The organism is Kitasatospora sp. NPDC023118, from assembly GCF_055560875.1.
The window spans coordinates 41,015-57,877 of the sequence record NZ_JBVHHW010000025.1; the positions used below are offsets into that span (position 1 = coordinate 41,015).

Consider the following 16,863-nt stretch of genomic DNA (forward strand, 5'->3'; position numbering starts at 1 on the left):
CCCCGCATCGTCTGGGGATGCAAGGCAAGACCGCCGCTGGCGGCCGCTCCGCAGGTCCCAGGCCCGGGCGACCGGCTGTTTCCTGCAGTTCAGCGTGACCAGTAAGCAACTGTCAGCTACCTTTTCCCAGAGCAGAGTTGAAGCGTTCCTCGGGCGTCTCCTGTGCACTCCGGCATGTGACCAGGGGAAACGCCATCCACAAACCGGGGGCCGGATGACGTCCAGGCGTGATCAACTGGCGGAGCGCCGTGCGGCGCTCGGTTACAGTCAGGAACGGTTCGCCATTGCGATCGGCGTCGCCACATCCACGGTTGTGCGGTGGGAGACCGGCAAAGCCACCCCGTTGCCATACCAGCGGCCCAAGATTGCGAAGCTTCTACGGGTCTCGCCAGCGGGGCTTGCGGAACTTCTCGTCCTCGATACGGTCACAGTGGCTACACCATCCAACCCGGCGTCAACTGCACTGCTGATCAACGATGTACCGGAGGACGACGTGAACAGGCGCGGCTTCACTCGTGACGCGGTCGCGATAGCGGCTGGAGTGGCGATCGAGCCGTGGGGACGGCTGGCCGCTGCACTGGACGGCAGCGGCGTCGATCAAGCAACGGTGACGCACCTGGAGGACATCACCGCGAGCATGTTCGGCGTCGAAGAGCACACCCCGTCCCGGCTACTCGCGACTCGGTTGTCCGCACACCTGGACACGATCACCGCTGTCCTGCCAAACGCGGGCACGTACCGAACAGCGTTGACCATCGCAGCGGGGGAGGCGGCTGCGCTGGCCGGTTGGACCTGCTGGGACCTGGGCGACTATGAGCGGGCGAAGGAGTACTACCGCACGGCCCGGATGGCCGCCGACTGGTCCGGGCACGGCCCGCTGCATGCCCTGGTGCTGGGGTACGCCTCGTACGGCGTTGCACCCAATCAGTCGCGGCCGATGCTGGCTGCCGCGCAGGAACACGTGCGTGGCCGCGACCACGCGGCGGCCCGGGCATGGCTCGCCGCGCGGGAGGCCGAGGAAGCCGCAGCTGCCAGTGACAGGGAGTCTGCGGTGTGTGCGCTCGACCGCGCCCAAACTGCCTTCGACTATGCCGACCCTGCGACCGCCCCTGCCTGGATGTCCTTCTTCGGGCGCGCCAGGCTCGGCTCGATGCAGGTCTCTACGTACGCCCGTCTCCGGCATCAGGGTCTCGGGGCCGCAGCTGATCAGACGTTGTCCGACCTGGGCGAGGACGACCGAAAGGTTCGCGTCGCGGTGCTCGGCGACGTTGCGGCCGGATACCTGACCGCTGGCGCCGTCGACCAGGCCGTGGAGATCGGTCGGCGGGCCCTCGCCGCGACGGTAGCGAGCGAGACCATGATGGGCCACGTCCGACTGTCCGCACTCGCCGATCGACTCCCGGAGACAACAGCGGCCCGTGACCTCCGGGCAGAGATCCGGGCTGCCTTGGCGTAGCCGGTTACTCCGCGCTCGTCTCCGCGTTCACCCAGTCCAGGTACGCATTCGAGCCAGTGCTTACCGGAACGCCTACGACCTCCGGGGTGTCGTAGTCGTGCAACTCTGTGATGCGGGCGGCCAAGCGGTCCGAGAGGTCGGCACGCGTCTTGAAGTCGACCCGCCACTCGGCGGCATCCTGGACCTCGCCGTCCCACCAGTACACGGACTGGATGCGGTAGACCTGCGCACATGCGGCCAGTCGGTCACGCACCACCGCCGCCGCGAGGTTGCGGGCCTTCGTCTCGTCGTCATGAGTGGTGGTGACCACGATGAAGTCACGGTTCGTCATGGCAGAACGCTACCCGGCACGACTCCCCTTGAACGCCCCTTCCAGTTTCGGGCGGAGTGGTGGCCGATGGTGGCTTCCGGGCCGGTCGGCTCAAGCGGGAGCCGACCGGCCCGGAATCCGCTACCAGCCGCGCTCGCGCCACTCCTCAAGGTGCGGGCGCTCGGCGCCGAGGGTGGTGTCGTTGCCGTGGCCGGGGTAGACCCAGGCCTCGTCCGGCAGCACGTCGAAGATCTTCTCGTTGACGTCCCGGAAGAGCGTCTTGAAGGCCGCCGGGTCGCCCCAGGTGTTGCCGACGCCGCCCGGGAAGAGGCAGTCGCCGGTGAAGACGTGCGGGTGGCCCTGGGGGTCGTCGTAGATCAGGACGATCGCGCCGGGGGTGTGCCCGACCAGGTGCCGGACGGTGAGTTCGACGTCGCCGACCCGCAGCTTGTCGCCGTCGGCGAGCAGCAGCTCGGTGGGCACGTCGATGCCCTCGGCGTCGTGCTCCCCGGCGGCGGTGCGGGCGCCGGTGGTGGCGACCACCTCGGCGAGCGCGCCCCAGTGGTCGTGGTGCCGGTGGGTAGTGACCACCGTTTCGAGGTCGTCGCCGACGGTCTCCAGCAGCACCGGGGCGTCGGCGGCCGCGTCGATCAGCAGCTGCTCGTCGGTGGCCCGGCAACGCAGCAGGTAGGCGTTGTTGTCGTACGGGCCGACGGCCACCTTGGTGATGATCAGGTGGGCCAGCTCCCGCACGTCCGGCGGTCCGCCGACCTTGACCGCTCCGTGGTACGTCATCAGTCCGCTCCTAGTCCGGCTAAAGGGGTCAGGATCATCGTCGCGCCGTCAGCCCAGCGGGGGAAGCTGGGGGAGTGCGGTACGGCTGTCCTCGAACTCGACACACTCAAAGCGGGCCTTGAGGTCGGCGCCGTCGGAGCGGCCGGAGAGCCAGGCGGTCAGGGCGCGGACCGGGCCTTCGACGGCCAGCGTCCGCTCGCCCGAGGCCGTGCCGATCAGGCCACCGTCCTTGGTGTCCTCGGCGATCAGCTCGACGCGGGGCAGCTCGGTGTTGTGCAGCTTGACGCAGAGCTTGTGGAACTCGGTGACCGCGAACTCCTCCGGCCACTCGGCGGGGGTGTAACCGGCGTCCAGGTCGACCAGGTGGTACTCGACCTCGGCGAGGCGCTTCCAGACGAGCTCGCCGGCCGGGAAGACGGCGCCGGAGCGGTGGCGCACCTCGGCCGCCCAGTTCTCGTCGGTCATCAGCGCGGCGGCCGCGGCGAAGCGCTCGTGCGAGTCGCGCAGGTCGGCGAGCTGGGCGTCCAGCGGGCGGCCGGCGCCGTCCTCGATGCCCTGGTCGCGGGCCTGCTCGCTGGCGTACTGCGGGATGTCGGTGCCGGTGCGGGCGCCGGTCAGCAGGTTGACCAGGGAATCGGCGTTGCGGGCGATGTGGGCCAGCACGTGGCCGCGGGTCCAGCCGGGGAGCGCGGAGGGCTCGGCGACGGCCTCCGGCTTCAGCGCGGAGACGGTCTCCAGCATCCGCCGGGTGCTTGCCTCGACCAGGTGCAGTCGCTCGGTGGCTAGAGCGGCGGCGGAGTGCGAGTCGGACATCGAATCTGCCTTCTGTGCGAGACGGCGCGTTGCCCGGAGCGGGCTTCGCTCGTTGACCAGACGACGCTATCGCCGAATCAGGCCTCTGAGCAGGGCCTTTTTCGGTCCGGGTACGGACGGCCCCGGGGTGGCCCTCACTCGTTCGGGTGGTCTCCACTGGACAGAGTCGAGATTCGAACGTCTGAGCTATAGGCTGGCTGCCGCATGCTGGAAGAAGACCGAATCTCACCGCAAGCCATCTCGCCCCGGAGAAAGGCGCCAGAAGCAGTGGCCGACCGCCTCATCGTCCGCGGAGCTCGCGAGCACAACCTCAAGAACGTCTCGCTCGACCTGCCCCGCGACTCCCTCATCGTCTTCACGGGCCTCTCCGGCTCCGGCAAGTCCTCGCTCGCCTTCGACACGATCTTCGCCGAGGGCCAGCGCCGCTACGTCGAGTCGCTGTCCTCGTACGCCCGCCAGTTCCTCGGGCAGATGGACAAGCCCGACGTGGACTTCATCGAGGGCCTCTCCCCGGCCGTCTCAATCGACCAGAAGTCCACCAACCGCAACCCCCGTTCGACCGTCGGCACCATCACCGAGGTCTACGACTACCTGCGCCTGCTGTTCGCCCGGATCGGCAAGCCGCACTGTCCGCACTGCGGCCGCCCGATCGCCAAGCAGTCGCCGCAGGCAATCGTGGACAAGGTGCTGGAGCTCGCCGAGGGCACCCGGTTCCAGGTGCTCAGCCCGGTGGTGCGCGAGCGCAAGGGCGAGTTCGTCGACCTCTTCGCCGACCTCCAGTCCAAGGGCTACTCCCGCGCCCGCGTCGACGGCGAGACGATCCAGCTCGCCGAGCCGCCGAAGCTCAAGAAGCAGGAGAAGCACACCGTCGAGGTGGTCGTCGACCGCCTGACCGTCAAGGAGAGCGCCAAGCGGCGGCTCACCGACTCGGTGGAGACGGCCCTGCGGCTGTCCGGCGGCATGGTCGTCCTCGATTTCGTCGATCTCCCCGAGGACGACCCGGACCGCGAGCGGATGTACTCCGAGCACCTCTACTGCCCGTACGACGACGTGTCGTTCGAGGAGCTGGAGCCGCGCTCGTTCTCCTTCAACTCGCCGTTCGGCGCCTGCCCGGACTGCTCGGGCCTGGGCAACCGGATGGAGGTCGACCCGGAGCTGGTCGTGCCGGACCCGGAGCGCTCGCTGGACGAGGGCGCGATCCACCCGTGGTCGGCCGGGCACGCCAAGGAGTACTTCCAGCGCCTGATCGACGCCCTCGCCGAGGAGCTCGGCTTCCGCACCGACATCCCCTGGGCCGGGCTGCCCGCCCGCGCCAAGAAGGCGCTGCTGTACGGGCACAAGCACCAGGTGCAGGTCCGCTACCGCAACCGCTTCGGCCGCGAGCGCTCGTACAGCACCGGCTTCGAGGGCGCCGTCCCGTTCATCCAGCGCCGGCACACCGAGGCGGAGAGCGACAGCAGCCGCGAGCGCTTCGAGGGCTACATGCGCGAGGTGCCCTGCCCGACCTGCCAGGGCACCCGGCTCAAGCCGGTGGTGCTCGCGGTCACCGTCGAGGACAAGTCGATCGCCGACGTCTCGTCGATGTCGATCAGCGACTGCGCCGAGTTCCTGGGCGCGATGAAGCTCAACGACCGGGACAAGCAGATCGCCGAGCGGGTCCTCAAGGAGGTCAACGAGCGGCTGCGGTTCCTGGTCGACGTCGGCCTGGACTACCTCTCCCTGGACCGCGCGGCCGGCACCCTGTCCGGCGGCGAGGCCCAGCGCATCCGGCTGGCCACCCAGATCGGCTCCGGCCTGGTCGGCGTGCTGTACGTGCTGGACGAGCCGTCCATCGGCCTGCACCAGCGGGACAACCACCGGCTGATCGAGACGCTGGTGCGGCTGCGCGACATCGGCAACACCCTGATCGTGGTCGAGCACGACGAGGACACCATCAAGACCGCGGACTGGGTGGTGGACATCGGCCCGGGCGCCGGCGAGCACGGCGGCAAGGTGGTGCACTCCGGTTCGCTGAAGCAGCTGCTCTCCAACAAGGAGTCGCTGACCGGCCAGTACCTCTCCGGCAAGCGGTCCATCCCGATCCCGGCCGCCCGCCGCGACCGGGACAGGAAGCGCCAGCTGACCGTCCACGGCGCCCGCGAGCACAACCTCAAGGACGTCACGGTCGGCTTCCCGCTCGGCACCCTGACGGCGATCACCGGCGTCTCCGGCTCCGGCAAGTCGACGCTGGTCAACGACATCCTCTACACCCACCTCGCCCGGGAGCTGAACGGCGCCCGCAGCGTGCCCGGCCGACACACCCGGATCACCGGCACCGACCTGGTGGACAAGGTGGTGCACGTCGACCAGTCGCCGATCGGCCGCACCCCGCGGTCCAACCCGGCCACCTACACCGGGGTGTTCGACCACGTCCGCCGGCTCTTCGCGGAGACCCAGGAGGCCAAGGTCCGCGGCTACCTGCCCGGCCGGTTCTCCTTCAACGTCAAGGGCGGCCGCTGCGAGAACTGCACCGGCGACGGCACCATCAAGATCGAGATGAACTTCCTTCCGGACGTCTACGTGCCGTGCGAGGTCTGCCACGGCGCCCGGTACAACCGGGAGACGCTGGAGGTGCACTACAAGGGCAAGTCCATCGCCGAGGTGCTGGACATGCCGATCGAGGAGGCACTGGGCTTCTTCGAGGCCGTCCCGGCGATCGCCCGCCACCTCAGGACGCTCAACGACGTCGGCCTCGGCTACGTCCGGCTCGGCCAGTCCGCGCCGACGCTCTCCGGCGGCGAGGCGCAGCGCGTCAAGCTCGCCTCCGAGCTGCAGAAGCGCTCCACCGGGCGGACGGTCTACGTGCTGGACGAGCCCACCACCGGCCTGCACTTCGAGGACATCAGCAAGTTGATCAAGGTGCTCAGCGGGCTGGTCGAGAAGGGCAACACGGTGATCGTCATCGAGCACAACCTCGATGTGATCAAGACCGCCGACTGGGTCGTCGACATGGGCCCCGAGGGCGGCTCCGGCGGTGGCACGGTGGTCGCCGAGGGCACTCCGGAGCAGATCGCGGCCGTCCCGGAGAGTCACACCGGCAAGTTCCTGCGGGACATCCTGCCGGGCGACTTCGCGGACGCCCCGGTCGTCGCAGCCGTCAAGAAGGCGCCGCGCAAGCGGGCCGTCGCCAAGAAGTAGGCCGGAGCGCGCCCCGCCCGCTCCCACCCCGGAGCGGCGGGGCGCGTGCCGCATAGACTTCCACGGGCCACCGAGCCGTGGCCCGTCCCGCAGCCGAACCCGCCAGGAGCGCACCGATGTCCGAGGCCCCCGAGAACAGCCCCGCCACCTCCCGCCGCACCCTGCTCTGCGGGGCCGCGGCCGTCCTGGCGGCCGGCGGCACCGTGGCGCTCACCGGCTGCGGCTCCTCCTCCGGCTCCTCCGCCGGCTCCTCGGACGGCAGCAGCGCCGCCAAGGGCCCGGTGGACCTCGGCCCGGCCTCGGCGGTCCCGGAGGGCGGCGGCAAGGTCTTCCGCGAGCAGAAGATCGTCGTCACCCAGCCGACCGCCGGCCAGTACAAGGCCTTCAGCGCCAAGTGCACCCACGCCGGCTGCATCGTGGACCAGGTCACGAAGGAGCAGATCCAGTGCCCCTGCCACGGCAGCCGGTTCGGCATCGCCGACGGCGCGGTGCAGGACGGCCCGGCCCCCAGCCCGCTGCCCGCCTATGCCGTCACGGTCGAGGGCGGGAACCTCAAGGTCACCCCGAGCTGAAGCAGTTGAGCGCCTCTCGATTGATCTTGCCCCCGCGGCCCCGACCGCACTCGGTACGGTGGACACATGGCTGACCCGAGCACCTACCGCCCGGCGCCGGGCGCGATCCCGACCTCCCCGGGCGTCTACAAGTTCCGTGACGCCCACGGCCGGGTCATCTACGTCGGCAAGGCCAAGAGTCTGCGCCCGCGCCTGTCGTCCTACTTCCAGGACCTGGCCGGCCTGCACCCGCGCACCGCGACCATGGTCACCACCGCCGCCTCGGTGGAGTGGACCGTGGTCGGCACCGAGGTCGAGGCGCTCCAGCTGGAGTACTCCTGGATCAAGGAGTTCGATCCGCGGTTCAACGTCAAGTACCGCGACGACAAGAGCTATCCGGAACTCGCCGTCACCCTCAACGAGGAGTACCCGCGGGTCCAGGTGATGCGCGGGGCGCACAAGAAGGGCGTGCGCTACTTCGGCCCGTACGGGCATGCCTGGGCGATCCGCGAGACGGTCGACCTGCTGCTGCGCGTCTTCCCCGTCCGCACCTGCTCCAACGGCGTGTTCAAGCGCGCCCGACAGGTCGGCCGGCCCTGCCTGCTGGGCTACATCGGCAAGTGCGCCGCGCCCTGCGTCGGCAAGGTCTCGGCGGACGAACACCGGGCGCTGGCCGAGGACTTCTGCGACTTCATGGCCGGGCGCACCGGCAACTACCTGCGCCGGCTGGAAGAGCGGATGCAGGAGGCCGCCGCGGAGATGGAGTACGAGAAGGCGGCCCGGCTGCGGGACGACATCGGCGCCCTCAAGCGCGCGATGGAGAAGAACGCCATCGTGCTCGCCGACGCCACCGACGCCGACCTGCTGGCCCTGGCCGAGGACGAACTCGAAGCCGCCGTGCAGATCTTCCACGTCCGCGGCGGCCGGGTGCGCGGCCAGCGCGGCTGGGTCACCGACAAGGTCGAGGACGTCGACACCGCCGGCCTGGTCGAGCACGCCCTCCAGCAGCTCTACGGCGGGGCCACTGAGTCAGTCCCGCGGGAGGTGCTGGTCCCCGCCCTGCCCGAACCGGTCGCCCCGCTACGGGAGTGGCTCAGCGCCCTGCGCGGCAGCCAGGTCGACCTGCGCATCCCGCAGCGCGGCGACAAGAAGGACCTGATGGCCACCGTGCAGCGCAACGCCCAGCAGGCGCTGGCGCTGCACAAGACCAAGCGCGCCTCCGACCTCACCACCCGCAGCCGCGCCCTGCAGGAGATCGCCGACGCGCTGGAGCTGGACTCCGTCCCGCTGCGGATCGAGTGCTACGACATCTCCCACCTCCAGGGCGAGGACGTGGTCGCCTCCATGGTCGTCTTCGAGGACGGCCTGGCCCGCAAGAGCGAGTACCGGCGCTTCCAGATCAAGGGCTTCGAGGGTCAGGACGACGTCCGCTCGATGCACGAGGTGATCAGCCGCCGCTTCCGCCGCTACCTCCAGGAGCGCGAGCAGACCGGCGAGTGGGCCGTCCCCGAGGCGGAGCCCGAGGCCGGAACCGGCGCCCGGGACGAGGAGGGCCGCCCCAAGCGCTTCGCCTACCCGCCGCAGCTGCTGGTGGTCGACGGCGGCCAGCCCCAGGTCGCCGCCGCCAAGCGCGCCCTGGACGAGCTCGGCATCGACGACGTCGCGCTGTGCGGCCTGGCCAAGCGACTGGAGGAGGTCTGGCTGCCCGGCGAGGACGACCCGGTCGTACTGCCGCGCTCCAGCGAGGGCCTCTACCTGCTCCAGCGGGTCCGCGACGAGGCCCACCGCTTCGCGATCAGCTATCAGCGCAACAAGCGTTCCAAGCGACTCACCGCCGGGGAGCTGGACTCCGTCCCGGGCCTCGGCGAGACTCGCCGCCAGGCGCTGCTCAAGCACTTCGGCTCGCTGAAGAAGCTCCGGGCCGCCACCGTCGACGAACTCTGCGCGGTACCCGGCATCGGACGCCGCACCGCGGAGACTGTTGCGGCGGCGTTGTCGTCCCGTACACCCGCCGCACCCGCGGTCAACACCGCGACCGGCGAGATCATCGAGGACGGGGCCGAGCCGGTGGCCGCAGCACCCCAGACCGCACCATCCCAGGAGACGCCATGACGGCCGACGCCGCCCGTCTGCCGGCGCGCCCCGACTCCGCCCGCCTGCCCGGGACGGGGGAAGGGCGGCCGTGCCGTGCGCGTTCTCCCCAGCAGAAAGACCGAGAGCGGGGAACCGAAGTGACCGTGTCAGACGTGGCCGAGAACGCGCCGGAGCTGGTGATCATCTCCGGCATGTCCGGAGCCGGCCGCTCCACCGCCGCGAAGTGCCTGGAGGACCTCGGCTGGTTCGTGGTGGACAACCTGCCGCCGGCCCTGATCCCCACCATGGTCGACCTGGGCGCCCGCTCCCAGGGCAACGTCGCCCGGATCGGCGTGGTCGTGGACGTCCGCGGCCGCCAGTTCTTCGACGACCTGCTCACCTCGCTGGACGAGCTGGAGAAGCGCGGCGTCCGCCTCCGGGTGGTCTTCCTGGACTCCTCCGACGATGCGCTGGTGCGCCGCTTCGAGAGCGTGCGCCGTCCGCACCCGCTGCAGGCCGACGGCCGGATCGTCGACGGCATCGCCCAGGAGCGCGACCTGCTGCGCGACCTGCGCGGCGAGGCCGACCTGGTGATCGACACCTCCAACCTCAACGTGCACCAGCTGCGCGCCAAGCTGGACGCCCAGTTCGCCGACCACGACGAGCCCGAGCTGCGCGCCACCGTGATGTCCTTCGGCTTCAAGTACGGCCTGCCGGTCGACGCCGACCTCGTGGTGGACTGCCGCTTCCTGCCCAACCCGCACTGGGTGCCCGAGCTGCGGGCCCGGACCGGCACCGACGCGGACGTCGCCGACTACGTGTTCCAGCAGCCCGGGGCCAACGAGTTCCTGAACGGCTACGCCGAGCTGCTGCGCATCGTGACCGAGGGGTACCGGCGGGAGGGGAAGCGCTACATGACGCTTGCCGTAGGCTGCACCGGTGGCAAGCACCGTAGCGTCGCCATGTCCGAGCGTCTGACCAAGCGTCTCATCGCCGACGGAGTCGAGACGGTGCTCGTCCACCGTGACATGGGACGGGAGTAACCGCCGCCTTCCCTGCCGGGCCCCCCGGCGGAGCCGGTGGCGGGGCCGAGGAACGCGAGGTGAGTGTGGCGGGATACGTGCCCGGGCGACAGCCGCAGAGCAGGACCGGCGAACGGGCGGGCAGCCCGGCGCCGGGCCGTCCGCGCAGCAGCCCCGCCCGGGCCAATCCGGCACCCCGGATCACCGCGCTCGGCGGCGGCCAGGGCCTGTCGGCCTCGCTGTCCGCGCTGCGCCGGCTCACCAGCGACCTCACCGCCGTGGTCACCGTCGCCGACGACGGTGGCTCCAGCGGCCGGCTGCGCGAGGAGCTGGGGGTGCTGCCGCCCGGCGACCTGCGCAAGGCCCTGGCCGCGCTGTGCGGGGACGACGACTGGGGCCGCACGTGGTCCGAGGTGATCCAGCAGCGCTTCACCGGCAACGGCGAGCTGGGCGGGCACGCGGTCGGCAACCTGCTGATCGTGGCGCTCTGGGAGAAGCTCGGCGACCCGGTGGCGGCGCTGGACTGGGTCGGCCGGCTGCTGAACGTCCAGGGCCGGGTGCTGCCGATGTCGGCGGTGCCGCTGGACATCGAGGCGAGCGTGCGCGGCCACGACCCGGCCCGCCCCGCCGAGGTCTCGGCCGTCCGCGGCCAGGCCAACGTGGCCGTCACCCCCGGCACCGTGCAGTCGATCCGGCTGCTGCCGGATGAGCCGCCGGCCGTCCCGGAGGCGGTCACGGCGGTCCGCGAGGCGGACTGGGTGGTGCTCGGCCCCGGCTCCTGGTTCACCAGCGTGCTGCCGCACCTGCTGGTGCCCGAGCTGGCCAAGGCGCTGGTCGAGACCCGCGCCCGCCGGCTGCTCACCCTCAACCTGGCCCCGCAGCCCGGGGAGACCGAGGGCTTCACCCCGCAGCGTCACCTGGAGGTCATCGCCGACCACGCTCCGGAGCTCGCCGTGGATGCGATCCTGGTGGACGAGCGCGCCGTCTCGGGCGGCGCCTTCGGCCAGGCCGACCTGGCCGGTTTGGAGAAGGCCGCCGAACGGATGGGCGCCGCTCTGGTGCTCGGCACGGTGGCCCGCACCGACGGCACCCCGCGACACGACCCGGAGCTGTTGGCGGCCGCGTACGACCGGATTTTCCGGACACATGGAAGGATCGGGCCATGGCGATGACTCCAGCGGTGAAGGACGAGATCAGCCGGCTCCCGGTCACCCGGGCCTGCTGTCGCAAGGCGGAGGTGTCGGCGATCCTGCGGTTCGCGGGCGGACTGCACATCGTGAGCGGCCGCATCGTGATCGAGGCGGAGCTGGACACCGGGGCGGCGGCACGGCGGCTGCGCAAGGACCTGCTGGAGATCTTCGGGCACTCCTCCGACCTCGTGGTGATGGCCCCCGGCGGACTGCGGCGCGGCAGCCGCTTCGTTGTCCGGGTGGTCAAGGACGGCGAGCTGCTCGCCCGCCAGACCGGACTGGTGGACGGGCGCGGGCGCCCGATCCGGGGCCTGCCCCCGGCGGTCGTCTCCGGTGCCACCTGCGACGCCGAGGCGGCCTGGCGCGGGGCCTTCCTGGCGCACGGCTCGCTCACCGAGCCGGGCCGCTCCTCCTCGCTGGAGATCACCTGCCCCGGCTCCGAGGCCGCCCTCGCCCTGGTCGGTGCGGCCCGTCGGCTCGGCATCCCGGCCAAGGCCCGTGAGGTGCGCGGCGTGGACCGGGTGGTGATCCGCGACGGCGACGCGATCGGCGCGCTGCTGACCCGCCTCGGCGCGCACGAGTCGGTGCTCGCCTGGGAGGAGCGCCGGATGCGGCGCGAGGTCCGGGCCACCGCCAACCGCCTGGCCAACTTCGACGACGCCAACCTGCGCCGCTCGGCCCGCGCCGCGGTCGCGGCCGGCGCCCGGGTGCAGCGCGCGCTGGAGATCCTCGGCGAGGAGGTGCCCGAGCACCTGGCCGCGGCCGGCCAGCTGCGGATGCAGCACAAGCAGGCCTCGCTGGAGGAGTTGGGCGCGCTCGCCGACCCGCCGCTGACCAAGGACGCGGTGGCCGGCCGGATCCGCCGGCTGCTGGCGATGGCCGACAAGCGCGCCGCCGAGCTCGGCCTGCCGAGCACCGAGGCCAACCTGACCGATGAGATGGCGCTCAACTGACGATCACGCTCCGTGAGCGCTCCCGCCCCGAGTCGAAGGGGCGCGCTGGTGCCGAAAGGGGGAGGCGGCCAGCGAGGTACGAGCGCCGGAGCGCCGACCGTCGGCACCGGGCCAGGCGCGGCCCGGAGACGAGCAGGCGAATCACAGCGACGAGTGGGCGAATCACAGCGGCCGGTGTCCGGATGACGGGCACCGGCCGTAGTCGTTTCCGGCCGGTCCGACGGCGCCGAATTGGTAGAGACCATTGGCCCGGGGCCAACTGCCTGCCGGGCCAAGGCCGGACGGCCTGAAATCGGGTTTACGGTGCGCCACGCCCAGTCTCACGAGGTGGCGCGATGTGCCCTCGTCGCGTCGGGAGGGGTAGGGTCATAGGCGGTCGGGGACTTCCCAAATCTCATCCCCGTCGGCTTCACGCCGGCGTACCTAACGAGGAGATCGGTTCGTGACGATCCGGGTAGGCATCAACGGCTTCGGCCGCATCGGCCGCAACTTCTTCCGCGCGGTCAAGGCCCAGGGCGCGGACATCGAGATCGTCGGTGTCAACGACCTCACCGACACGAAGACCCTGGCTCACCTGCTCAAGTACGACACCACCCTGGGCACCTTCCCGGGCACGGTCTCGCACACCGAGGACAGCATCACCGTCGACGGCCGCACCTTCAAGGTGACCGCCGAGCGTGACCCCGCCAACCTGCCGTGGGCCGCCCTGGGCGCCGACATCGTCGTCGAGTCCACCGGCATCTTCACCAAGGCCGAGGCCGCGAAGAAGCACCTCGCCGCCGGCGCGAAGAAGGTCATCATCTCGGCGCCCGCCACCGACGAGGACGTCACCATCGTCATGGGCGTCAACGACGACAAGTACGACGCCGCCAAGCACGACATCATCTCCAACGCCTCCTGCACCACCAACTGCGTGGCGCCGATGGCCAAGGTGCTGAACGAGAGCTTCGGCATCGTCAAGGGTCTGATGACCACCGTCCACGCGTTCACCAACGACCAGGTGACCCTGGACTTCCCGCACAAGGACCTGCGCCGTGCTCGTGCGGCCTCGCAGAACATCATCCCGACCTCGACCGGCGCCGCCAAGGCGACCGCCCTGGTTCTGCCGGAGCTGAAGGGCAAGCTGGACGGCACCTCGCTGCGCGTCCCGGTCCCGACCGGCTCCATCACGGACCTGGTCGTCACCCTGGAGCGCGAGGTCACCAAGGACGAGGTCAATGCCGCCTTCCAGAAGGCTGCGCAGGAGGGCCCGCTCCAGGGCATCCTGGCCTACACCGAGGACCCGATCGTCTCCTCGGACATCGTCAACGACCCGGCCTCCTGCATCTTCGACTCCCAGCTCACCATGGTCCAGGGCAACCAGGTCAAGGTGCTCGGCTGGTACGACAACGAGTGGGGCTACTCCAACCGCCTCGTCAACCTGACCGCCCTCGTCGGTGAGCAGCTCTGACGCAGTGGGAGCTGACGTGATGTAGGGGCGAGGGCCCGGACGGCGAAATCGTGCCGACCGGGCCCTCGCTCCGCGTACAAGGACTTCTCAGGCGGCCCCTGCGCCGTGCCGCCTCTGCGCATCAACCATCTCCCCGGGAGACCGAAGAACCAGTGAAGACCATCGAAGACCTGGACGTCGCCGGCAAGCGCGTCTTCGTGCGCGCCGACCTGAACGTCCCGCTGGACGGCCAGACGATCACCGACGACGGCCGGATCCGCGCCGTCGCGCCGACCATCGCCAAGCTCCTGGAGCGCGGCGCCAAGGTCGTCGTCGCCTCCCACCTCGGCCGCCCCAAGGGCGAGCCGGACCCGAAGTTCTCGCTCGCCCCGGTCGCCACGCGGCTCGGCGAGATCCTCGGCACGAGCGTCACCTTCGCCGCCGACACCGTGGGCGAGAGCGCCGGGGCCGCCGTTGCCGCGCTGGCCGGCGGCGAGGTCGTGCTGCTGGAGAACCTGCGCTTCAACGCCGGTGAGACCAGCAAGGACGACGCCGAGCGCAAGGCCTTCGCCGAGCAGCTGGCCGCCCTGGCCGACCTGTACGTGGGCGACGGCTTCGGCGCCGTGCACCGCAAGCACGCCTCGGTCTACGACCTGCCGAAGCTCCTGCCGCACGCCGCCGGCGACCTGATCGCCACCGAGGTCGGCGTGCTGAAGAAGCTCACCGAGGACGTCAAGCGCCCCTACGTGGTCGTGCTCGGCGGCGCCAAGGTGTCCGACAAGCTCGGCGTGATCGACAACCTGCTGAAGAAGGCCGACCGGATCCTGATCGGCGGCGGCATGGCGTACACCTTCCTCAAGGCCAAGGGCCACGAGGTCGGCATCTCGCTGCTGCAGGAGGACCAGATCCCGGTCTGCCTGGAGTACCTGGCGCAGGCCGAGCAGCGCGGCGTCGAGTTCGTCCTGCCCGTGGACGTCCTGGTCTCCGCCGAGTTCCCGGACCTCAAGGGCAAGACCCCGGCGCACCCGGACCTCGTCGGCTCGGACGCGATCCCGGCCGACAAGGAGGGCCTGGACATCGGCCCGAAGACCCGCGAGCTGTACGCGGCGAAGCTGGCCGACGCCGGCACCGTGTTCTGGAACGGCCCGATGGGCGTCTTCGAGCACCCGGACTACGCGAACGGCACCAAGGCCGTCGCGCAGGCCCTGATCGACAGCAGCGCGTTCACCGTGGTCGGCGGCGGCGACTCCGCCGCGGCCGTCCGGATCCTGGGCTTCGACGAGAACGCGTTCGGACACATCTCGACCGGCGGCGGCGCGAGCCTCGAGTACCTGGAGGGCAAGACCCTCCCCGGTCTCGCCGCTCTGGAGGACTGAAAACAATGACTGAGCGTCTCCCGCTGATGGCGGGCAACTGGAAGATGAACCTCAACCACCTTGAGGCCATCCAGCACACCCAGAAGCTGGCGTTCGCGCTGGCCGACAAGGACTACGAGGCCGTCGAGGTCGCCGTCCTGGTGCCGTTCACCGACCTGCGCTCGGTGCAGACCCTGGTCTTCGGCGACAAGCTGAAGATCAAGTACGGCTCGCAGGACATCTCGCAGCACGACGGCGGCGCCTACACCGGCGAGGTCTCCGGCCCGATGCTGGCCAAGCTCCAGTGCACCTACGCGGTGATCGGCCACTCGGAGCGCCGCCAGTACCACGGCGAGAACGAGGAGATCGTCAACGCCAAGGTGAAGGCCGCCTACCGGGCCGGGGTCACCCCGATCCTGTGCATCGGCGAGCCGCTGGAGGTCCGCAAGGCGGGCAACCACGTCGAGTACACCCTGGCCCAGCTGGACGGCGCGCTGGAGGGCATCCCGGCCGGGCAGGCCGAGTCCCTCGTGGTCGCGTACGAGCCGGTCTGGGCGATCGGCACCGGCGAGGTGGCCACCCCGGAGGACGCGCAGGAGGTCTGCGCGGCCATCCGCCGGCGGATCGCCGAGCTGTACGACGCCGAGCTGGCCGACAAGGTCCGCGTGCTGTACGGCGGTTCGGTCAAGTCGTCGAGCGCGGCCGGTCTGATGGCCAAGCCCGACATCGACGGCGGCCTGATCGGCGGTGCCTCGCTGGACGCCGAGGAGTTCGTCAAGATCGTGCGCTACCGTGAGCAGGCAGTAGGCTAACGCCGCCGCAGCAACGTAGGCTTTGGGGCCGGACCGCCGTACGCGGCCCGGCCCCTTCGCCGAAGATACGAGAGAGTTGGTCCCGTCGTGGTTCTCGGGTTCTCGATTGCCCTGATCATCTTCAGTCTGTTGATGGTCCTGCTGGTGCTGCTGCACAAGGGGAAGGGCGGCGGCCTGTCGGACATGTTCGGCGGCGGCGCGATGTCGACCGGCGGCGGTTCGGCGGTGGCCGAGCGCAACCTGGACCGCATCACCATCGTGGTCGGCCTCGGCTGGTTCGCCTGCATCATCGTGCTGGGCCTGGTCCTCAAGTTCAAGAACCAGGCCTGACACAACCCTGACGCCCCGTCGCCCGAGCGCCTATCCTGGGACGGTCGGGGGCGGAGGCGATGGTGGCGGATGCTTAAGTCCTGCTTACACTAGGACGACTTCGCCACCGACGCGCACCGCGGCGGGTCGGCGCACCAGCACGCAGGGAGTCAGACCGTGGCAAGTGGCAACGCCATCCGTGGCAGCAGGGTCGGGGCCGGCCCGATGGGGGAGGCCGAGCGTGGTGAGTCCGCCCCGCGCAACCGGATCTCCTTCTGGTGCGCCAACAAGCACGAGACCCGCCCCAGCTTCGCCGCCGAGGCCGTCATCCCGGACACCTGGGACTGCCCGCGCTGCGGCTTCCCGGCCGGGCAGGACGAGCACAACCCGCCGGCGCCCTCGCGCAACGAGCCGTACAAGACCCACCTCGCCTACGTCCGTGAGCGGCGCACCGACGCCGACGGCGAGGCGATCCTCGCCGAGGCGCTGGCCAAGCTGCGCGGCGAGATCTGACGCGAAACCCGACCCGCGAGCGAGCCAACCCGCGAGCGAGCCGAGCGTCAGATAGGCCGAGCACCGGATGAGCGGAAAGGGCGCCACCGTCGAGTGACGGTGGCG

15 protein-coding genes are annotated in these 16,863 nt (G+C 70.6%); 12 read left to right on the forward strand and 3 right to left on the reverse strand.

The features are described from left to right. The first annotated feature begins 214 nt into the window (after positions 1 to 214). Positions 215 to 1,456: a helix-turn-helix transcriptional regulator gene (locus ACZ3UD_RS28000; RefSeq protein ID WP_465593402.1), complete on the forward strand. Its 1,242-nt coding sequence runs from the start codon at positions 215 to 217 to the stop codon at positions 1,454 to 1,456. Between the two features lie 4 nt (positions 1,457 to 1,460). Here the strand turns inward: ACZ3UD_RS28000 and cutA are convergent, their stop codons facing one another. The 3 genes from cutA to ACZ3UD_RS28015 form a co-directional block, all read right to left on the reverse strand. Further along, on the reverse strand, positions 1,461 to 1,787 hold the full coding sequence (cutA, locus tag ACZ3UD_RS28005; RefSeq protein ID WP_465593405.1) for a divalent-cation tolerance protein CutA: 327 nt from the start codon (positions 1,785 to 1,787) through the stop codon (positions 1,461 to 1,463). A 120-nt stretch (positions 1,788 to 1,907) separates the two neighbouring features. Further along, positions 1,908 to 2,561, reverse strand: a complete 654-nt coding sequence (locus ACZ3UD_RS28010; RefSeq protein ID WP_465593408.1) for an MBL fold metallo-hydrolase — start codon at positions 2,559 to 2,561, stop codon at positions 1,908 to 1,910. A gap of 48 nt (positions 2,562 to 2,609) precedes the next feature. Next, complete coding sequence (locus ACZ3UD_RS28015) at positions 2,610 to 3,374, reverse strand: maleylpyruvate isomerase family mycothiol-dependent enzyme (RefSeq protein ID WP_465593411.1); 765 nt, start codon at positions 3,372 to 3,374, stop codon at positions 2,610 to 2,612. A 267-nt stretch (positions 3,375 to 3,641) separates the two neighbouring features. Between ACZ3UD_RS28015 and uvrA the strand changes: the two genes are divergently transcribed. The 11 genes from uvrA to ACZ3UD_RS28070 all read left to right on the forward strand — a co-directional run bounded on the left by uvrA (position 3,642) and on the right by ACZ3UD_RS28070 (position 16,758). Then, on the forward strand, positions 3,642 to 6,551 hold the full coding sequence (gene uvrA / locus ACZ3UD_RS28020) for an excinuclease ABC subunit UvrA (RefSeq protein ID WP_465593414.1): 2,910 nt from the start codon (positions 3,642 to 3,644) through the stop codon (positions 6,549 to 6,551). A 116-nt stretch (positions 6,552 to 6,667) separates the two neighbouring features. Beyond that, positions 6,668 to 7,123 carry a Rieske (2Fe-2S) protein gene (locus ACZ3UD_RS28025; RefSeq protein ID WP_465593417.1) on the forward strand — a complete coding sequence of 152 codons (456 nt, stop codon included), beginning with the start codon at positions 6,668 to 6,670 and terminating at the stop codon, positions 7,121 to 7,123. A gap of 66 nt (positions 7,124 to 7,189) precedes the next feature. After that, positions 7,190 to 9,214 (forward strand): excinuclease ABC subunit UvrC, encoded by a 2,025-nt coding sequence (uvrC, locus tag ACZ3UD_RS28030; RefSeq protein ID WP_465593420.1) that lies wholly within the window; start codon positions 7,190 to 7,192, stop codon positions 9,212 to 9,214. Then, entirely contained in the window at positions 9,211 to 10,218 is a 1,008-nt protein-coding gene (rapZ, locus tag ACZ3UD_RS28035; protein WP_465593423.1) for an RNase adapter RapZ, read from the forward strand. Before uvrC ends, rapZ begins: the two co-directional genes overlap by 4 nt. A gap of 65 nt (positions 10,219 to 10,283) precedes the next feature. Further along, entirely contained in the window at positions 10,284 to 11,369 is a 1,086-nt protein-coding gene (locus ACZ3UD_RS28040) for a gluconeogenesis factor YvcK family protein (protein ID WP_465593618.1), read from the forward strand. Further along, the gene (gene whiA / locus ACZ3UD_RS28045; protein ID WP_188308910.1) at positions 11,360 to 12,340 is read left to right on the forward strand and encodes a DNA-binding protein WhiA; all 981 of its coding nucleotides are present in this window, start codon (positions 11,360 to 11,362) and stop codon (positions 12,338 to 12,340) included. Before ACZ3UD_RS28040 ends, whiA begins: the two co-directional genes overlap by 10 nt. 442 nt (positions 12,341 to 12,782) lie before the next feature. After that, the gene (gap, locus tag ACZ3UD_RS28050; RefSeq protein ID WP_465593427.1) at positions 12,783 to 13,790 is read left to right on the forward strand and encodes a type I glyceraldehyde-3-phosphate dehydrogenase; all 1,008 of its coding nucleotides are present in this window, start codon (positions 12,783 to 12,785) and stop codon (positions 13,788 to 13,790) included. 152 nt (positions 13,791 to 13,942) lie between these two features. Then, positions 13,943 to 15,145 carry a phosphoglycerate kinase gene (locus ACZ3UD_RS28055; RefSeq protein ID WP_465593430.1) on the forward strand — a complete coding sequence of 401 codons (1,203 nt, stop codon included), beginning with the start codon at positions 13,943 to 13,945 and terminating at the stop codon, positions 15,143 to 15,145. A gap of 5 nt (positions 15,146 to 15,150) precedes the next feature. Then, positions 15,151 to 15,936 (forward strand): triose-phosphate isomerase, encoded by a 786-nt coding sequence (tpiA, locus tag ACZ3UD_RS28060; protein WP_465593433.1) that lies wholly within the window; start codon positions 15,151 to 15,153, stop codon positions 15,934 to 15,936. Positions 15,937 to 16,023: 87 nt separating this feature from the next. Further along, on the forward strand, positions 16,024 to 16,266 hold the full coding sequence (gene secG / locus ACZ3UD_RS28065; protein WP_387625155.1) for a preprotein translocase subunit SecG: 243 nt from the start codon (positions 16,024 to 16,026) through the stop codon (positions 16,264 to 16,266). A gap of 204 nt (positions 16,267 to 16,470) precedes the next feature. After that, the gene (locus tag ACZ3UD_RS28070; protein WP_030308030.1) at positions 16,471 to 16,758 is read left to right on the forward strand and encodes an RNA polymerase-binding protein RbpA; all 288 of its coding nucleotides are present in this window, start codon (positions 16,471 to 16,473) and stop codon (positions 16,756 to 16,758) included. Positions 16,759 to 16,863: the final 105 nt, after the last annotated feature.